Annotated in this window: 13 protein-coding genes and 1 tRNA gene; 6 read left to right on the top strand and 8 right to left on the bottom strand. The window is 53.2% G+C overall.

Annotated features, from left to right (window positions below):
* Together AC2FI7_RS20930 and AC2FI7_RS20925 are read left to right on the top strand one after the other, a co-directional pair.
* Window positions 1-77, top strand: a tRNA-Met gene (locus tag AC2FI7_RS20930).
* Between the two features lie 488 nt (window positions 78-565).
* Window positions 566-3403, top strand: coding sequence for a hypothetical protein (locus AC2FI7_RS20925; RefSeq protein ID WP_010438700.1), 2838 nt, complete (start codon window positions 566-568; stop codon window positions 3401-3403).
* Here the strand turns inward: AC2FI7_RS20925 and AC2FI7_RS20920 are convergent.
* From AC2FI7_RS20920 to AC2FI7_RS20895, 6 genes are all read right to left on the bottom strand, one after another.
* Window positions 3396-4724 carry a phosphatase PAP2 family protein gene (locus tag AC2FI7_RS20920; protein ID WP_496833598.1) on the bottom strand — a complete coding sequence of 443 codons (1329 nt, stop codon included), beginning with the start codon at window positions 4722-4724 and terminating at the stop codon, window positions 3396-3398. The two genes, AC2FI7_RS20925 and AC2FI7_RS20920, sit on opposite strands and share 8 nt — an antisense overlap.
* A gap of 55 nt (window positions 4725-4779) precedes the next feature.
* On the bottom strand, window positions 4780-6567 hold the full coding sequence (locus AC2FI7_RS20915; RefSeq protein ID WP_010438704.1) for an adenylate/guanylate cyclase domain-containing protein: 1788 nt from the start codon (window positions 6565-6567) through the stop codon (window positions 4780-4782).
* A gap of 603 nt (window positions 6568-7170) precedes the next feature.
* A complete protein-coding gene (locus AC2FI7_RS20910) occupies window positions 7171-8217 on the bottom strand; it encodes an energy transducer TonB family protein (RefSeq protein ID WP_496816892.1) in 1047 nt (348 codons plus the stop codon).
* On the bottom strand, window positions 8214-8591 hold the full coding sequence (locus tag AC2FI7_RS20905; protein ID WP_496816891.1) for an ExbD/TolR family protein: 378 nt from the start codon (window positions 8589-8591) through the stop codon (window positions 8214-8216). Before AC2FI7_RS20905 ends, AC2FI7_RS20910 begins: the two co-directional genes overlap by 4 nt.
* 4 nt (window positions 8592-8595) lie before the next feature.
* On the bottom strand, window positions 8596-8922 hold the full coding sequence (locus AC2FI7_RS20900) for a biopolymer transporter ExbD (protein WP_029621714.1): 327 nt from the start codon (window positions 8920-8922) through the stop codon (window positions 8596-8598).
* Between the two features lie 31 nt (window positions 8923-8953).
* On the bottom strand, window positions 8954-9616 hold the full coding sequence (locus tag AC2FI7_RS20895; RefSeq protein ID WP_010438715.1) for a MotA/TolQ/ExbB proton channel family protein: 663 nt from the start codon (window positions 9614-9616) through the stop codon (window positions 8954-8956).
* A gap of 701 nt (window positions 9617-10317) precedes the next feature.
* On the opposite strand from AC2FI7_RS20895, the gene AC2FI7_RS20890 reads away from it, so the two are divergent.
* Both AC2FI7_RS20890 and amaB read left to right on the top strand, forming a co-directional pair.
* Window positions 10318-11424 (top strand): saccharopine dehydrogenase family protein, encoded by a 1107-nt coding sequence (locus tag AC2FI7_RS20890; protein ID WP_029621716.1) that lies wholly within the window; start codon window positions 10318-10320, stop codon window positions 11422-11424.
* A gap of 18 nt (window positions 11425-11442) precedes the next feature.
* The gene (gene amaB, locus AC2FI7_RS20885) at window positions 11443-12939 is read left to right on the top strand and encodes an L-piperidine-6-carboxylate dehydrogenase (protein ID WP_050806438.1); all 1497 of its coding nucleotides are present in this window, start codon (window positions 11443-11445) and stop codon (window positions 12937-12939) included.
* Between the two features lie 55 nt (window positions 12940-12994).
* Here the strand turns inward: amaB and AC2FI7_RS20880 are convergent, their stop codons facing one another.
* A complete protein-coding gene (locus AC2FI7_RS20880; protein WP_010438720.1) occupies window positions 12995-14572 on the bottom strand; it encodes a DUF5928 domain-containing protein in 1578 nt (525 codons plus the stop codon).
* 139 nt (window positions 14573-14711) lie between these two features.
* Between AC2FI7_RS20880 and AC2FI7_RS20875 the strand changes: the two genes are divergently transcribed.
* Window positions 14712-15530: a sulfotransferase family protein gene (locus AC2FI7_RS20875; RefSeq protein ID WP_010438722.1), complete on the top strand. Its 819-nt coding sequence runs from the start codon at window positions 14712-14714 to the stop codon at window positions 15528-15530.
* Window positions 15531-15694: 164 nt separating this feature from the next.
* Here AC2FI7_RS20875 and ilvD read toward each other — a convergent pair whose 3' ends face one another.
* Window positions 15695-17527: a dihydroxy-acid dehydratase gene (gene ilvD / locus AC2FI7_RS20870; RefSeq protein WP_010438724.1), complete on the bottom strand. Its 1833-nt coding sequence runs from the start codon at window positions 17525-17527 to the stop codon at window positions 15695-15697.
* Between the two features lie 104 nt (window positions 17528-17631).
* Here ilvD and AC2FI7_RS20865 point away from each other — a divergent pair, with 104 nt between their 5' ends.
* The gene (locus AC2FI7_RS20865) at window positions 17632-18189 is read left to right on the top strand and encodes a helix-turn-helix domain-containing protein (protein WP_010438727.1); all 558 of its coding nucleotides are present in this window, start codon (window positions 17632-17634) and stop codon (window positions 18187-18189) included.
* Window positions 18190-18199: the final 10 nt, after the last annotated feature.

Below are 18199 nucleotides of genomic sequence, written 5' to 3'. Positions count from 1 at the left end.
CGCGGGATGGAGCAGCCCGGTAGCTCGTCAGGCTCATAACCTGAAGGTCGCAGGTTCAAATCCTGCTCCCGCAACCACTTTTACCGAACGCAGTGCCACCCCAGCCACCCCAGGGCGGCTTTGTTCGTTCTGAGATGCTCCCAACGCCATCAAGCCCGCCAGTTTCCAATGAGTTCAATTGTATATGTCCCATCTTCCGGGACCAATCGAATCTCTGATAGCCGACACTGGCATATATTTAGAGGGGTCCTTAGTGTCATTTCGCAGTTTGTGGCAGTTGGTCAAATCTATGAAAACCACCCGTAACTTATGGATCGATTTTTCAGCGACTTTATCGCAATGAACAATCACTTGGCGGATCTAGGAGACCCGCTTCCTCTATTCCATGTTACTAGGTAGTAGCGCGCTAGAAGCCCCCCTTTCTAACAGTCCTTAAGTATCGTCCGTCGTTCGGTAAGCCTACCCGTTGAGTTATCATACTATCGGAATCTCAAAATTTCGATTAATTTGAAGTTACGTGCCCCAACTCAATCAAACCTATTTCTGAAGGAAAGGGAGCATAGTTTTGTCTATTGATTTTCCAAATTGGCCACCAGAACCTTACAACTCTGACAGTTGGCCACCACCGTGGCTTAGATTTGAGCGCGAGTATCCAAATTCGGAACGGCGTTCGCGACTAATATCGCATTCCGATGCGCCATATATCGCCATCGCGACGGATGAAGAGACTGATCGGGAAACACTTGGAGCTATTGCTTCGGACTATTTGGATAAAGTTGAAGATTATCTAACAAGTCATGGGCAATCGTTGAATTGGCCTGAAGGGTGGGGCGGAAATCAGTTTAATGACAACGCCAAAGCCGGAAACTGGGACTTGGTTCACTGGCTGAATATCTGGCCTCCGGTTGACAGCGGTGCGAATGACAACCCACCTCAAATTGCGTCATGGAACCTGTCCCGCGATGAACTCCACAGATTGCCAGCAACGATAGTCATGGTGGCGACAGAATTCATAAATGATCAGGGGGAACCTGCCGAGTTCTCTATCGGTGTCAGCATTCCTATGCTGGTGGAGGAAACAGATGGTGGTAAACTCCGCGTCATCATTCGCTCGTTCACAGCAGAATACCCGGTTGTATCGCAGCAGAGTTGGTCGACCGTGGATGCCAAGGCCGCATTTCCGTCTCGAGAGGAACGACAGATCGAACTTGGGGCACTTACAAATGATTTGGTAAACTATCCATCTGATATTCTAAATCAAATTGGAGCCGCGGCTTCTGTTGAACCGAGATCCATCGATTTAGAGCAAATCTTTATCTTGTCCGATGTTGACCCGGATTTTCTGGAAGAACCGGTTGTTATCGAAACAGTTTCGAAAGCGCTTGGGTCAATCGAGCGATTTCCAAATCGCTTGAGTTATTCGGTGACCAACAAGATCAAGGCAATACCAATTGGCGGTGCGCAACAGCGACAATTCCACTTCGAATTGCTATCCACTGAAACCTGCCCACTGATCACCCATGTAGGTGAGGGCGAAGCAAAAATTTGGACTCAAGTTCCGCCTGCTTCGAAATTACCTTTTGATCCTGCAAATCCAGCATTGCCTTACGATTGGGATCGAAGGCGACCCACTCGTACAGATGATTTCCTTGATCGCTTCAGAGAGTTGGGAAAACTGACGAACGGGAATGAATTGACGCTGGAAGATCTGGGGTTTCGTGTTCGCCGATGCCCAGATTTTGTTCCAGGTGACCAAGATGGACTTGGCAATCCCGGTCCGACCAAAGTTTTAAGGCTACCCGCGAACAAGGAGATTCTACTACGAAGTAATGAGTATTCAGCACTACTTGCCTATGTTAACTGCGTTGAATTTTTCGATTTGTTGAGATCGTTTGGAATTATCTTGGACGATTTCGTTGTTCGGGCAGAAAGGGACATTCAGATCTTTTACCGGTACGGTATTGCTCCGGGTCCTGGCAAAGATGGGCGAACGGTGAACGCGCAGGTCGCCTATGACTGCAAATCTGATGCTGCGACCTTGCCGACAATTCGAATGAATCTCGCACTTGCAGAACTGACACGTTGGGACCGGCCATTGAACAGCGACGGAGAGCGTACCTGGGCGCAGCCCCTTGGCCTCGCGACTGACAAGCGCTGGATGCTTCATGAGTTTGGGCACTATTTGTTGGCTGCGCGTCTTGGGAAGCTTGAATTTGATTTTGCGCACAGCGCCGGTGACGCAATGGCCGCTATTGTTTGTGATCCGGAGTCTAGGCTGGCTGACCCGCGAAATGGTGTCGCCGAAAGCTATCGTGGAATCACATTCCCATTCGTGTTTTCGACGCGTCGCCACGACAGATCCCCCACGTTAGGTTGGGCGTGGTACGGAGAATTGAACCGGTCTGTTATTGAATCGCCGCCAACTGGTTGTGACGACCTGAAGGGTTATCTGACGGAACAGATCCTTTCGACAACGCTCTTCCGGCTTTATCGTGCGCTGGGTGGAGACTCGATGGATGCGGACGCACCGGATGTTTACCTGCGCCAACGTGCGTCTTTTGTGACGGTGTACTTGTTGGTACGGGCAATCCAATCATTCGGGCAATCGCCATCGAGGGCAGAAATGCTGGAGCTGGCGATCGAACAAATTGACCGTTTGCAGGCTGGAGTGATTGAAATGCCTCCTATCCCAGATCTACCAAATAACCTACCCCAACCGGATTGTTGGAAAGGGGGTATGGTCCACAAAGTGGTACGGTGGTCATTTGAAACGCAAGGCATGTTTGTCGAGAACCTTGAAGAGACACACAATGGCATGGGCAAAGCGCCTGACGTCGATGTCTATATCGAAGATTCCCGCCCGCTTAGAGAGATGGTGAACGGCAGTTGGTTTAATTTCGGCGTGGGCAGTTATTGCCCGGTTTCGCTAGATTGGCGTGATGATGCGCAATGGACAATGCCGGATCAGGTGATTTTCGGGAATCGTGGATCGGTTACAGCTGAGGGCTGCACGCTTCGCCGCTGGTATGGGGTGGTCTTTAATCCAGAAGAGGATTGGGGTCTTTCCTCCATTATTATCTGGCTTCCGCTCTTTTCACAGGAAGACAATTTGCCGGACATTGGAGCAGGCGACAGGCGGGTTCTGCCGTTCAACGATGAGGGCGAAGCCCTGGCAGAGATTGAGCGAATAGTGAACGCCGACCGACCGCAAGGTAGCACAGCATATGGTCTGGCGCTTTATGAAATCACTTGTCCAGACGATCGTGCCAATACAGATCCGCTGCAAAGCCTTGGGGTGGCTGTCGGGACAACATCCAGCAACCTACCCAAAACACCCCGAGCATTGACCGACCTCGTAGCTAATGACAATAACCTTGGGTTGCGGGTTATTCGGTTCATATGACTTCCGGCACAGGATCACTGTCCCATGGCGTGGGCCATTCGACTTTTGACGCGTCCAGCACCGTCATCAGCGTCGGACAATCGATACCCGCTATTGGATTTCCATCGACGTCTGTGTCGTTGGCTCTGTCAAACAGGGCATCCCAAATACCTGCAGCCAGATGGCGACTGGCCGTACTGTCGGTCGGGTAGTGCACGCCAATACGTTCTCGGTTCACTGCTATTCGATGCGCAATTGCAAGCAGTGGTGACTTTATGGGCGCGGTCCCGCGCAAGTCACTCCATCGTGGTTTCCGAAGCAGATGCCCATCCTCTGGGCTTGGAACAATATCCGCACCATCAATCGAAACTTTATCTTTCAGCACTCCGTAGCGGTAATAAATTCCCGGTATTTCTAGCAAAAGAAGCGAAATGAAATGCGCAAGAAATGAATGTCCGCTTGGGAATGCCGGATGTGCGGGTGGGCCGAACGGTACAGTCAGGCCGGGGCGGAGGATCGATGGTCGCACTCTTTTGTAATGTGCTTTGTAAGCCATGTAGATCACGTTACCGATTGCCAGCCCGACGTTTATCAGGTCGAGCGTATTGGGGTGATCAAACGAATTGATGCCCAGAAAATGAATGAGATAATCCGGTAGACCATCTGCCTGGACGTCGCTTTCCACAAGATAGTTCCACCGATCGTCCTCCATATAGATTTTGAGTTTCTCCAACTCGCCCTTGATAAATAGGAACGCGGCCAAATTCTCAGCGGCTGTATCTCCGGGTTGCCATTTCAGGTCGTTTGCTTCCAGCCAACGCAGCTTAATCGGGTCGATACCTGGCGGGATGCGGCCAAGGGAAATCGGTAACCATTTCCCGAATTGCCCAGCGATTTCAAGGGCTGCGAGCGTACCGGGCTCACTCCGGTCAGCGGCGCGCAACCACTCACCCAATTGCGGATCAAACGGAAGTGTCCAGAAACGCAAATCCGGATCCCAGTCGGCGGTCGTCCATTCCAGCGGGTCACTGTTAGGTTGGTAGGGATTGATTATGAATTCGAGCGGAAATGGAGTTTCACCGGAATTGTCTGGTGTGAAGTTAAGCGACCAAGGCAACAGCGCCAGTTCAATGGGGGTAGCATAGTAGCTACGGATAAAGCCAATGCCACCGTCAGCTCCGACCGGGATCGCACCCATGCCCATGCCGTTACCCATGCCCATGCCCATGCCGTTACCCATGCCCATGCCCATGCCGTTACCCATGCCCATGCCCATGCCGCTACCCATGCCCATGCCCATGCCACTACCCATGCCGTTGGCTGTGTCCTTTCTAGAAGTCATTGGAAATCCCCCTATCGAATAATATGGACTTGAGATTTCGTCGGCTCAAAGTCCTCTAACGCGGCAAACCCGCAATAAATAACCCACTTTTTAGGGCCAATTTGTCTTCTCTACGTACAAATGGATACCACGAAACAAACCGATCCACCGAGAAATCTTTGTCGAGCCTTAGAATCTCGGCTCCAACGGCCCGTGCCTTTTCCTCTTGACCGTTCATTGCAAGACTGGCCGCCAGAATTCTCAAGGTCGCAATAAAGCGAGAGTTGACCTGACGTGCCTTCTGCAACCAGGAAATCGCTTCAGCATAATTTCCCGAGGAAAACTCGGCGATTCCAACCCCGGTCCACCAAGTAAAGTTCAAGGTGTCAAACGGGCTTAGTTTAAATGCATTCTGAAACCGGGGTATCGCCTCGTCTCTTCGGCCTAAATACGACAATGTTACTCCACTTGTTGCCCAGCCGAGTGCATTATTCTGATCAAGGGACAGGGCCAGATCAAACATCGACATCGCTTGATGCGGATCACCCTCAATGAGGCTTGTCAGATGCCCAGCGACCACTTGGCAGAAAGGATCATCAGGATCCAATGCGATGGAATGTCTGGCATGCTCAACAGCCAGCAGTTTGTCGCGCTCAGGATTGTTGGAGCGTTCCTCGCCAACGAGGTAATTCAATCGCCAAGCGGAGTAAGCATAGGCTCTGGCATAGGTAGGATCCAGTTCCATAGCCCTTTGCAACGCTATTCCGGATTGATGATACCCCTCATCTGTGAACCGATACAGTTCTGATGCCGCCTTGAGAACGCAATCATACGCATCAAGGCTATGGGTAGAGCGATTTCGAACGCGTTCAATCCCGTGCGCGTTCAGGCGGGGCTCGAATGAGCCGACAACTGCGGCAACTATTGTGTCTTGAAAATCGAACAGATCTTCGGCGGTCCCGTCGAACGACTCGGACCAGATTGATCGGTTCAAGGCAACATCAACCAATTCCGCTGTAATCCGAAGCCGATTGCCCTGTCGGCGCACGTTTCCATCCATTACATAGTTTACGCCCAACTGCGCCGCGATCTCCTGGAGATCAATCGATCGATTGGCAAAACGCAATGTGGAGGCGCGGGCGATTACGTGAAATGCATGGCTGCGGGATAGGCCGCTGATAATGTCTTCGGTGATCCCTGATCCAAAATACTCTTCCATTTCATGGCCAGAAGACGCGCGAAATGGCAAGACGGCCACTGTAGGTCGCGATGTCCATTCAATGAAAGGTTGGTGTAGGCTCGCGCTTTCTGAGGAAGAAGTTTCCAGTGGCACGACTTGAAACAAGTGGATAACTCGATTGATGTTTTTTAGTCGCGGCGTACCAATATCTCTGAAGCGAACATTGATCTTACTTCCTGCCAGTTCTCGAACCAGTCCTGTCGCAACGATTTGACCCGGCGCTGCAGCGTCATGAATACGCGAGGCAATGTTGACGCCGTCACCCAATATGTTTCCGTGGCTCACCAAAACATCTTCGACATTTACTGCAATCCTTAATTGCAAATTTTCACGGGTGCCCCTTTGCGCCTCTGGATGTGGTTTCTTCTGAGCGTCGACAGCCCATTTCAAGGCAGCCACCACGCTGCTGAATTCAACGAGGATCGCGTCTCCGACAGTTTCGACCAATCGGCCATCATATTGCTTAAGCAATGGCAACAGCAACTCTTCTCTGAGCGATTTCCACTGGTTGCTTGTCCAAACATCGTCTTCTGCCATTAGGCGGGAAAAACCGGCAACATCTGCGAACGCGACAACTGCAAGCCTGCGCGTTTCAGAAATTGGAGGTTCGTTTTCACTCGCCATTGAAAGTCTTTCTGAAGAATCCTGTTCGTTGTTTATGAATGATAACTTGAAGGCAGAGTAACGATAGGATTGTCTTCGGTCTATTGCCTCATCTAATGAATGGCGTCTTCTAACTGCTCTGATATAGTCGATATGCTTCTTTTGCCGAACGTTTTGGCTTCTTTGACTTCCTGTTTGGTCATAGGGCGGATCATCTTGGAATAGAAACTAATTCTAAAAAATCGTGCTGAGGCGGCGCGAGTACCTTCGACTAGCAGACCGATGCTTGAAAAAGTGGTCGAGGGCTTTTGGATTTGAGGCTTCAAACCAGACATTGCAACCGTATTCGACAACGGTGGTTGCACCCTCCCGCAACCAGCGTCAGAAAATCTAAGTACAGCCCGTTCAGACTACAATTGATCCACTGGATCAATTGATTAACGTCTTCACCTCGTCAGGCTCATAACCTGAAGGTCAGAGGTTCAAAGCCTACTCCCGAAACCAAATTCCAAACAACCCGCTCAGACTATTTTTCATCACACGGTTCAATAGTTTAAAGCACTCCAAGCTATAAGTCTCTTGGGGTTAACGAATAGCTATGCAACTGAGCCGCTGTCTCTGATCTCAACTATTCTGGTAATAGAATGATAGCCTGCGGCTTGAACCGCTTGGTGGGCGAGGAAATGGGGCGGCGCGGATGACTTGATCTCTGGCGGCGCGCTCGATCTCGGGTGAGCCTGAGCTGTCGACGATGTCGACCCAAGCCAGTGATCCATCAGGATTAATTTCGAAGAATACCTGCGCAAATCCTCGGACTGGTACATAGACGACGGGTGTTTGATTTAGATGGACCAGAACCTGTCCGGCATAGTTCGTAGTGTCGGAGTTTCCTGCGCCGCGGCCTGAGGATTGATTTCTGCCACTGCTGGTTCGGAACGGGTCAGCCCCTTCCTTTTGATACAGGCTTAAGGGCGACTCTACTGTCCGCGAAGGGTTGCGCAAATTGTCGAAGTTACTGAACCCATCCAGCGATTTTGGCGTATCCGTTGCGGGCCTTGTGTCCGGAAGGCGGGGACGCTTGGAGACAGATACAGCCTGATCGGAAGCCCCGGTTTGTTCTTCCGGCAGCTCTGTTGTTGGCTCATCGACGGTACTTGGGATTTCCGGTTCGACTGCCGCACTCTCCAGTGGAGGGACCGGAGCAGTTGGGGCGTCTGTGGGTGGTAGCACTGCCAAGCGCTCGGTCGCCGGGGGTGTTGCGGTAGTCACCGCGTCTGCGGCTGGTTCGGCGCTGGACGGGGCGACCGGTTCGGTCGGCACCCCTTCCTGCAATTCTGATTGTGGGGCGACGGGCGCTCCGACATCGGGTGAAGATACCTGCTGAGGATTGGGGGAGGCGACGAGTGTTTCGCTGATCGGGATGTCGGCAGTATCGGGCCTAATAGTGTCTTCAACCGGAGGCTCGGGTGCTTCAGCAGATTCCGGTTGCACCGGGTCCGTCGTGTCTTCGGTGAATTCTTCGAATGTGTTGCCAAGCTCGATCAAGCTGACCGATTCCCCCTTGGATCGCAATTGTGGCAGACTTGGTCCGTAGAAACTGATCCCAAGGATGTGCAGGACAAGCGAAAGCGCACCCGCCAACGCAGCGACGGCTGCTGACTTCCGGATCATTTTAACGCCTGCTGGGTCACGAGGAACACAGACGGCGCGCCATACCGTCGAAGGGCACCGGTTAACTCCATCAACCGTTGGCCTGAAACATGGCGGTCGGGGACAATCCTGACCGGTCCGTCATCATGTCTGGCCATGAAAGCCTCAGGGTCGGTTTGCACTCCGCGAAAGCTGAGGATGCCATCAGCGTTCAAGACAAGCGCATCGGGAGGGTCGCGGCCTTCGAGTTCCGATGTGTCGACAAGCTGAAGCTCGGGATCAAGCGGTGGTGCCAGGGTGCCTGCAATCAGAAAGAAGATCAGCATCAAAAAAACGACGTTGATCAGAGGGATGGTCGAGTCTCGTTTGCGGCTTGGGTGACCAAAGCGGATCATCGGTCTACTCCAACACCGTGACGGTCAAGCCATCGCGGCCGCGCAAAATAACCAGCAAATCCACAAGTCGTTGCGCGGACGTATCGGCATCAAGGCTTACCAGAGCCTGACCTGTCCCGATCCTTGCAGACAGGTCATCCAGCGTCAGCGTTTCGCCGTTCAAAGTCACGCGCTCCGCACCGATCTGGATGAAAATTCGCTCGACGGGCTCAGCCGAGGCTGATGCGCCTGAGGTTGCACTGCTGATCTCGATCTCCGCGAATTTTGAGAAGGTTGAAGACAACATGAAGAACAGCAACAGCAAGAAGATGACATCGATGAGCGGCGTCATTGACATAGGTCGTCTGACAAAGGGTGCCGTGTTACACATGTTCAGCGTTCAGAAACTCGGTCGCACCGGTGGCGGGCTGGTTCGAATGGTTTGGGACAAGAACTGTGCGCAGTGCTTTGTCCGCAAACACCCGTTCGCGCGCGGTTCGGCTTTCAAACCAGGACAAGACCATCGAGGTCGGCATCGCCACCGCTAGGCCAACAGCTGTGGTTACCAGGGCAACCCAGATGCCGCCTGCCAGCAATGAGGGATCGACAGAAGACCCGGCAGATTGAAGGCTTTGGAACGCATTGATCATTCCCAAAACTGTCCCGAACAACCCAAGCAGCGGGGCAAGCTGGGCAACCGTGTCTAAAAGTCGAAACCCCCGCTCAAGCCCGGCAAGTGCCAACCCGGCTTCGGCATCCAGCCGTGCGTCCAGATCGGGTGTGTCCGGCGCGTCCATTGCGGCTTCGACAAGTGGTGCAAGATAGCTTCTGCTCTGTGCGAGGCGTGTGCGTGCCTCGGCCCGATCCCCGGCATCCCAGGCTTGCAGCGCTTGTGACAGCACTTTGTGCCGTCCCACGCCACAGGCTGCGAACTGCCACAGCTTATAAAGACTGACCGCCACCGTCAGCACCGACATGACAATAAGAATGGCTACTACGGGCCCGCCAAGGGCCAGGATTTCCCGAAGAGAAGAGAGAATATTCATCCAAGTAACTCCACTTCAACTCGGCTGCTGAGCGTTAGGGTCGATTGGCAGACGTCGCTCTGAGATCCGTTTATCACGCATGAACTCGCGCCATTGATCAATGCTCGCCCAACAGACGTGCAAGACATCCCAGGCAGGTCAAACTGACGGACACGCGGGCGATCTAAGGGTAAGTCTCGAAAATCAAAAAGTGAAAGGGTTACAACACTCCCTTCATTGTCGAATATCACCGTCTCGAATATTGCCTCATCGATGCTGGTTCCGGATTGGTTGGTCACCAGGAAGGTTAATCTACAGGCACCACTAACGTCTGCCAAGGCATTGAGCTCCAAAGAAATCTCAGCGGTAGGTGCCTCAGCGGATTGCGCCAGAGCTCCGCATGAGAGCAGGCATGCGAAACAGGTAAGCAGGACACGGAGAGATCTCATTGAAGGGCACCTATATGCTTGGGCGAACCGCGTTTGTCTGCGTTGTGTAGCCGACAATGGTCCTCTCATACCTGATAGTACTCTCACTTCAAAGGATCGCTAAAACGATTGTGAATTCGACAATATTTAAGGGCGAATTTGAAGATGCAGTCTAGCAAATTGACATAATATATGACAATATGACGGATATCTGCCTCATTTCGTCAAGACATGATCTGCATCCCGAACAATTCGCCCCTCATAATCGAAAGAAATACAGTATGGAGGCGCGTTTTGAGCTGGAATATTTGCATAGTCGGGGCAGGAAAGATCGGTCAGATGATCGCGACCTTGTTGAAATCCTCGGCGCATTACTCGGTAACTGTTGCCGATCATGATCTGTCGGCATTGTCTGTGTTCAACAAGCGAGGGATTTCAACGCGGCAGATCGATGCCCGTGACAGTGCAAGCCTCGAACGGGGGCTCAGGGGGTTTGATGCTGTTGTTTCGGCGGCTCCATTTTTCCTGACGCCAGAAATTGCCGGTGCTGCAAAAACAGTCGGAGCCCATTATTTTGATCTGACAGAAGATGTTGAAGCGACCAATGCGGTACGCCAACTTTCGCAGAACAGCGATACAGCGTTCATGCCGCAATGCGGATTGGCACCCGGATTTGTCGGTATCGCTGGCGCCGCGCTGGCTTCGGAATTCGATGAGTTGGAAAGCTTACATATGCGGGTTGGGGCACTGCCGCTGTTTCCGACCAATGCATTGAAATATAACCTGACGTGGTCCACTGACGGATTGATAAATGAGTATTGTAACCCTTGCGATGCCATTGTGAACGGCGAGCGGGTTAAAACAGCACCACTCGAAGATTATGAACTGATCGGCCATGATGGTGTGGAGTATGAATGCTTCAACACGTCCGGTGGGCTGGGCACGCTGCCCGAAACGCTTGAAGGCAAAGCGCGGGCTGTGTCCTATCGGTCGATCCGCTATCCGGGACATCGGGATATTCTTCGATTGTTGCTGAATGACCTGGGATTAGAGCGGCGGCGCGATCTGTTGAAAGAGATCTTTGAAACCGCACTGCCGCGCACAGATCAGGATGTAGTGCTTGTCTATTGCACTGCCAAGGGAATGATTGATGGTTCCCTGCGCGAGAAGTCCCTGATCAACAAATCCTTTGCCCGCACCATTGATGGGCAAATCTGGAGTGCGATTCAGATCACCACCGCAGCAGGTGTGCTGGGTGTCGTCGATCTGATGCGGACGGGTGCTTTGCCGTCCAAGGGTTTTGTCCGGCAGGAGCAGGTAAAGCTTGCCGATTTCCTGAACACAGAATTTGGTCGGCTCTATCGCGCCGGCGATGTCACCGAACAGAACAAGGCGGCCTGAGATATGAAAGATGTTGTAATGACTGCTGAAGCTACTCTTGCGAAACTGGACCTGACGGCGGCAGAGCTGACTGGTGGATCGCTGCGCGTAACTTCTCCAATTGATGGAAGTGTGCTGGCTGAAGTGCACGAAACGCCTCTGTCCGAGATGAAATCCATATTTGCGCGCTCGAAGGAAGCGTTCCAAGCATGGCGGGTTGTGCCTGCCCCGCGCCGCGGAGAACTGATCCGCCTTCTGGGCGAAGAACTGCGCGCAGCTAAAGATGATCTGGGCGCGCTGGTCAGCTGGGAGGCCGGTAAGATCACCTCGGAAGGGCTGGGCGAAGTGCAGGAGATGATCGATATCTGCGACTTTGCCGTTGGACTGTCCCGACAGCTCTACGGTCTTACGATTGCATCGGAACGACCTGGCCATCGGATGATGGAAACCTGGCATCCTGCAGGACCAGTGGGCGTGATCTCGGCCTTCAACTTCCCGGTTGCGGTCTGGTCATGGAATGCGGCGTTGGCGTTGGTGTGTGGGGATCCGGTAATCTGGAAACCTTCAGAGAAAACGCCCCTGACCGCGATGGCCTGTCAGAAAATATTCGAGCGCGCATTGGCCCGCTTCGGGGATGCGCCTGTCGGCCTGCTGCAGACCCTGATCGGAGGTGCTGCGCTGGGTGAAGCTCTGGTCGCGAGCGAGGATGTGCCGGTAATCTCGGCCACCGGCTCCACTCGGATGGGCCGTGCAGTTGCTCCGATCGTGGCGCAGCGCTTTGGTAAATGCATTCTGGAGCTCGGTGGCAACAATGCGATGATCGTCGGTCCTTCGGCCGATCTGGAAATGGCGGTCCGGGCGATCGTGTTTTCAGCCGTCGGGACGGCGGGTCAACGCTGCACCACGCTACGCCGTCTGATCGTGCACAACTCGATCCGTGAAGAGCTTGTTGCGCGCCTCAAGAAAGCTTACTCGGGCCTGCCAATTGGCAATCCGCTGACGGAAGGGACATTGATAGGTCCGCTTGTCGACGAAGCCTCCGGCGACGCAATGACCGGAGCGCTTAAGAGGGCAGAAGCCGAGGGTGGAACGGTCTTTGGTGGCAAGCGAGTAACCGAGGGAATGCCCGGTGGCGTCTACATGGAACCCGCCATTGTCGAAATGCCCAGCCAGACAGCAACTGTGAAGACAGAAACCTTTGCTCCGATCCTGTATGTCATGGGTTATGACGATTTTGCCGAGGCGATCGAGCTCCAAAACGATGTGCCCCAAGGCCTGTCATCCTGTGTTTTCACGTTGAACATGCGTGAGGCAGAACAGTTCCTGACCGCAGCTGGCTCGGATTGTGGCATTGCAAACGTCAATATCGGCCCGTCCGGCGCCGAGATCGGAGGCGCGTTTGGCGGTGAAAAGGAAACTGGTGGTGGGCGCGAAAGCGGTTCAGATGCCTGGAAAGCCTATATGCGCCGTCAGACCAACACGGTGAACTATTCAGCCGAGTTGCCGTTGGCGCAGGGTGTCAAATTCGACATCTGATTGGCGGGTCTTGATCTTAAGTATATCCGGCGGTTTTAATATACGCCGCCGGAAATCAATCCGCGAAAAGGTAATCCAAATGCATAATCGATTTGGCCTGGACCTCCGTTAGGTTCAGAAACTCGGCTATTGCCTCTTCGTTGACCAAGCGATCAGCAGTTTCGCGCAAATGAAACAAACCATCGTTTTTGGAGTAGCGGATCTGCTCAGATTCATAGGCAAGTGCGTTCCGCAACGTCGGAAGCAATCGGGCCATTGACTCGGCCGAACTGTTCTGACCAGCCAACCCGACACGCAGGGCGTGACCAGCAAGGTATTCGTCGGAATATTCGCATTCGATTTCCAGTACACGCGTCTGGGCTTGATCCCCGCCAAAATCCTGAATGACATCTAAATTCGCAGGATCAACGCATAAGATCAGTTTGTCGCTGTCGAAATGTTCGAACAGCAATTTCGCGACTGCGCGACGATGTCGGGAGCGTTTGGTCAATGTCGTCTCAATACCACCCAGATCGGGAAGCGGAGTGTCTTGCTCATCGTATATGTATTCAATACAGGGAATGCTGGTTTCCGAGGCAATCTGATCAACCAATCGTTTGGCAACGTGCCATTTTTTGCAGACAATCAAGTATATTTCGCGATCGGGTCCCAGGGTGTTACCCGCTTCCCAGAACCGTTGTGTGTACCGCCGTCCGACGCGTCCACGGCTGGTCAAGAAATGATACAGTTTGCGCCCTTCCCCAGAAATACCAAATGCGACCCCTTCGCTGGCATATAATTGCCCTAATCGTTCCTTGAGCTCATGGGCTTCAGGGCTGATCTTGCGTGAGAAGAGGTAATCCTGACCCAGCAGCATGTCATAGTGATCGTTGTAAAAACTAACGGGCATGCCGTAGTCGGAGAACATCAGAAATGTCAGCGTTCGGTTCTCGATCTCGTGCTTTGGTATCAGATGGCGAACGAGAGTTTGAAAGAACGTCTCATCTGGAATCCACGTTGTCTTGAAGAACCGAAGCACATCCGGGCGTTGTTGCAGGAATTCGAGAATCATCTCGACAGTACGACGGCGAAGACACCACCATTGGCTGCCAATCATGATCTGAAGGTCTGACGGTATGTCGCGAGTGAGGCCAAACCGTTTTTGCATCTCGTAAGCGGTGTAGAAGAGGCGCGGTTGATTGCGTTCGTTAAAGTAATGGCGATAGATCAGCCGGTCTTCTTTCATTCCGGTCTTGATCCAGTTGCTTGCGAAAAAATCGTGGCTCTCGATGAAATCCACATCGCGATCATCAAGGAAACCGCACACATATTCAGCGGTCTTGATGGCCATGCAATCGCCAGACAGCATATAGAAATGGGTGGCCCTGGGGAACTGCTCTACAGCCGACTGAAGCGCATGCAGCGTAGCCTGTACCAGGGACCATTCACCCCATCCGCATTTAATGCGCTTCTTCGAAAAGGTGACATTAGGGTTGTCGCTTAGGGCCTCGCGAATTCGCGCATAATCTGTGTCGCTGGCACGGGCATCAAAATGGATCGCCATGCAATCACCGGCAGCGGTCAGCTGACCGGCCTGCGCGATGATCGCGTCCGGATCTTTGTGACACAGCAAGATAAAGGCAATCTTTGCCATTCTATATTCGTATTTCCCCGTTTCTGCCGTTTGCAACCGTGATACTGAGGATGAGCGATTGAATAAACAGAATATTTTTGGTTCTTTGAGCCAATATGCCGGAGTATCAATACGATAACTGGCTAAGGAGGCACAGCAGATGGGTTTTCCCGGTACATGGATGACCGAAAGTCAGAGCATGGTCTATCGTGTCGTGCCAAAATGTGCTTGCTCGACCATTGGACAGATCATGTACTTCTCGGATCATGGCCGGTTTTTTGATGGTGATATTCACGACGCCAATGATGGGATGCATAAGTGGGCTTTTAATGCCAGTCAGGACCCAATTGCGCGGAATGTTCAGTCGCATGGGTCATACACTTTTACCTGTGTGCGCAATCCATATACGCGCATCCTAAGTTCGTTCTTCGACAAGATTTGCGGTATTCAGCGGAACGGTAAACGCTATCGCGGAAATCTGGTGCCGACATTGATTTACAACTACGGGATTGAGGTTGGCGGTGAGGATGGCAAAGGTGAGTTTGACCAAATCGCTAGTTTCCGCAGGTTTCTACTGTTTGCGCGCGATACGATCCGCTGGCGACGCCCGATGGATCCAGACATTCATTGGTCCGCCATGTCCGGTCATGTCTCAACTTTGATCGCTAATGGTGGCCGATATGATCGCATTTTCTGGACCGAGAAATTCAATGATGGAATGCAGGATGTTCTGGATCACCTGGACACAGCGCATAGGGTGACTCTGTCCGAAATTCCACGCTTCAATGAATCTGAAGGCCATGGGCCAAAGCGTGCGCATCCGGTCGAGGACTATTTTGACGACCTGTCCATGCACTTGGTCTATGAAATCTACAAGCAGGATTTCGAGTTGTTCAAATACGATTTCGAGAATCCCGCGAACAAGATGCCAATTGGTGAAATCGATCTGGACGAGATTCACGCAAAACTAGGTGATTGAGCTAAATCAGAAGGCTCCCGCCCATCGTCAACGTCTCTGACAAGACGTCTCCTCTGGTTGGGTCCGGCGCCGCGCATGGCGCGGTGCCGGACCCAAGTCTACAAGGGCTATCGGTGCAGCCGATGCTCCGCTGCGGGCGCGGGAGCACTTACGTTTGAACTAGGTCAAACCTGGCGTACTGCGCCTTTTGCGGCACTGGTTGCCAGTTTTGCATAGGCTTTGAGGGCGGTTGATACCTTGCGTTTGCGTGGGTTGGCGGGGTGCCAGCCTTTTTCGTCTTGTGCCTCGCGCCGGGCCGCAAGCTCCTCGTCAGAGACTGCCAAATGAATTGTGCGGTTGGGGATGTCTATTTCGATTTTGTCGCCCGTATGTACCAGACCGATCTCGCCACCTTCAGCGGCTTCTGGTGAGACATGGCCGATCGACAGCCCCGAGGTTCCACCCGAGAAACGCCCATCGGTCAGCAAGGCACAGGCTTTACCCAGACCTTTGGATTTCAGGTAAGAAGTCGGATACAGCATTTCTTGCATGCCCGGACCTCCGCGTGGGCCTTCGTAACGGATAACCACCACGTCCCCCTCTTTGACCTTACCGGTCAGAATATCGTTCACCGCCTGATCCTGGCTTTCGCAAACATAAGCAGAGCCGGTGAATTTCAGGATATTCTCATCAACACCCGCCGTTTTCACGATGCAGCCGTCGCGCGCGATGTTCCCGAACAACACAGCCAGACCGCCATCCTGACTGAACGCGTGTTCTTTCGAGCGGATAACGCCGCCTTCACGATCGATATCAAGCTCTTTGAACCGGTTTGATTGGCTGAAGGCCTGCGTGGTGCGCACGCCTCCGGGCGCGGCCTTGAACAGATCCTGCGCCTTCGGGTTGTTGGCGATCTTGATGTCCCAGTTGGCAATCGCTTCACCCATCGTACCCGAATGCACCGTATGGCAGTGCTCGTGCAACAGACCCGCGCGGCTGAGTTCGCCGAGGATTGAGAAGATGCCACCGGCGCGGTGGACGTCTTCCATATGCACATTTTCGATATTTGGCGCGACCTTGCACAGACAGGGCACCTGGCGGCTGAGCCGATCCATGTCGGACATGGTGAAATGAACTTCGCCCTCATGCGCGATGGCCAGCAGGTGCAGCACGGTATTGGTCGAGCCACCCATTGCGATGTCGAGGCTCATGGCATTTTCAAAGGCATCAAACGTCGCGATTTCACGCGGCAAGAAGCCTTTTTCGTCCAAATCATAGTGCCGCTTGGTAATCTCGACGATGCGGCGACCGGCCTCGAGGAACAGCTCTTTGCGGTCCGCGTGCGTAGCCAATGTCGAACCGTTGCCCGGCAGGGCCAGCCCCAGCGCCTCGGCCAGACAGTTCATCGAGTTTGCGGTGAACATGCCCGAGCACGATCCGCAGGTCGGGCAGGCGTTTTCTTCGATATGCTGGACCTGTTCGTCAGTGAACTTGTCGTCAGCAGCAGCGACCATCGCATCCACAAGGTCGATCTTTTTGGCCTCTAGATCGGCGATGTCGATTTTGCCGGCTTCCATCGGACCACCCGAGACGAAGATCGCCGGGATGTTCAGACGCATGGCCGCCATCAGCATACCGGGTGTGATCTTGTCGCAGTTCGAGATGCAGACCATCGCATCAGCGCAATGGGCGTTAACCATGTATTCGACCGAATCCGCGATCACCTCGCGCGAGGGCAGGGAATACAGCATCCCGTCATGGCCCATGGCGATCCCGTCATCCACCGCGATGGTGTTGAACTCTTTAGCCACGCCGCCTGCGGCCTCTACCTCGCGAGCAACCATCTGGCCCAGATCCTTCAGGTGCACGTGGCCAGGTACAAATTGAGTGAACGAGTTGACGATCGCTATGATTGGCTTGCCAAAATCGTCGTCGCCCATTCCGGTGGCGCGCCATAGGCCACGGGCGCCGGCCATGTTGCGGCCATGGGTGGAGGTTCTGGATCGGTACATTGGCATGATGCTGTTTCCCTATTGCCCAAGCTGCGATATTGGGTGTGTACGTTATAGCGCACGTATCATATGTACGTTATAACGCACAAGGCAAATCGCAAGGCTTGGGTATGGAATCAGACGAGTTAACGCTGAAACTAAGGGATGTTCGCGCTGCATCGGGGTTAAGCCTGTCTAAAGTGGCCGAACTGACCGGGGTTAGTAAAGCCATGTTGGGTCAGATCGAGCGCGGCGAATCAAGCCCGACCATCGCGACCTTGTGGAAGATCGCGAAGGGCTTCCAATTGCCGCTGAGCGCTTTGATTGGCACCGCCGCAATGCGCGACACGGCAGATACCGATGTGTTCAGTACCGTGACATTTCCGGGAAGCATCGAGGTTAAGATTGTCTTTCCCTTTGATCCGGCATTGGGAGCCGAGACATTTCATGTTGAGCTGTCCCCGAACCAAAGCCACGAGTCGCCAGCCCATGCGGCGGGGGTGACCGAAGAGGTCTTTGTGCTCAGCGGAGTTTTGGAAATTCTGCGTGCGGACAAATGGATTCCGCTGCAAGCTGGGCAGGGATTGCGCTTCGCTGCTGATTTACCGCATGGATACCGCGCTGGTGATCAGGGGGCGGCGTTCCTGAACATGCACCACTATTCCCAATCGGCCGAAAACCTAGAATAGGATCGAATCC

This window comes from Ruegeria sp. YTSA064 (assembly GCF_059610325.1).
This window is presented reverse-complemented; position numbering and strand designations above follow the sequence as displayed.

Excerpts from the sequence above, each read along its gene's own strand:
- AC2FI7_RS20920 (WP_496833598.1), bottom strand. The coding sequence starts at position 4,724 with ATGACTTCTAGAAAGGACACAGCCAACGGCATGGGTAGTGGCATGGGC.
- AC2FI7_RS20915 (WP_010438704.1), bottom strand. The coding sequence starts at position 6,567 with ATGGCGAGTGAAAACGAACCTCCAATTTCTGAAACGCGCAGGCTTGCA.
- AC2FI7_RS20910 (WP_496816892.1), bottom strand. The coding sequence starts at position 8,217 with ATGATCCGGAAGTCAGCAGCCGTCGCTGCGTTGGCGGGTGCGCTTTCG.
- AC2FI7_RS20905 (WP_496816891.1), bottom strand. The coding sequence starts at position 8,591 with ATGATCCGCTTTGGTCACCCAAGCCGCAAACGAGACTCGACCATCCCT.
- AC2FI7_RS20900 (WP_029621714.1), bottom strand. The coding sequence starts at position 8,922 with ATGACGCCGCTCATCGATGTCATCTTCTTGCTGTTGCTGTTCTTCATG.
- AC2FI7_RS20895 (WP_010438715.1), bottom strand. The coding sequence starts at position 9,616 with ATGAATATTCTCTCTTCTCTTCGGGAAATCCTGGCCCTTGGCGGGCCC.
- amaB (WP_050806438.1), top strand. The coding sequence starts at position 11,443 with ATGACTGCTGAAGCTACTCTTGCGAAACTGGACCTGACGGCGGCAGAG.
- AC2FI7_RS20880 (WP_010438720.1), bottom strand. The coding sequence starts at position 14,572 with ATGGCAAAGATTGCCTTTATCTTGCTGTGTCACAAAGATCCGGACGCG.
- AC2FI7_RS20875 (WP_010438722.1), top strand. The coding sequence starts at position 14,712 with ATGGGTTTTCCCGGTACATGGATGACCGAAAGTCAGAGCATGGTCTAT.
- ilvD (WP_010438724.1), bottom strand. The coding sequence starts at position 17,527 with ATGCCAATGTACCGATCCAGAACCTCCACCCATGGCCGCAACATGGCC.
- AC2FI7_RS20865 (WP_010438727.1), top strand. The coding sequence starts at position 17,632 with ATGGAATCAGACGAGTTAACGCTGAAACTAAGGGATGTTCGCGCTGCA.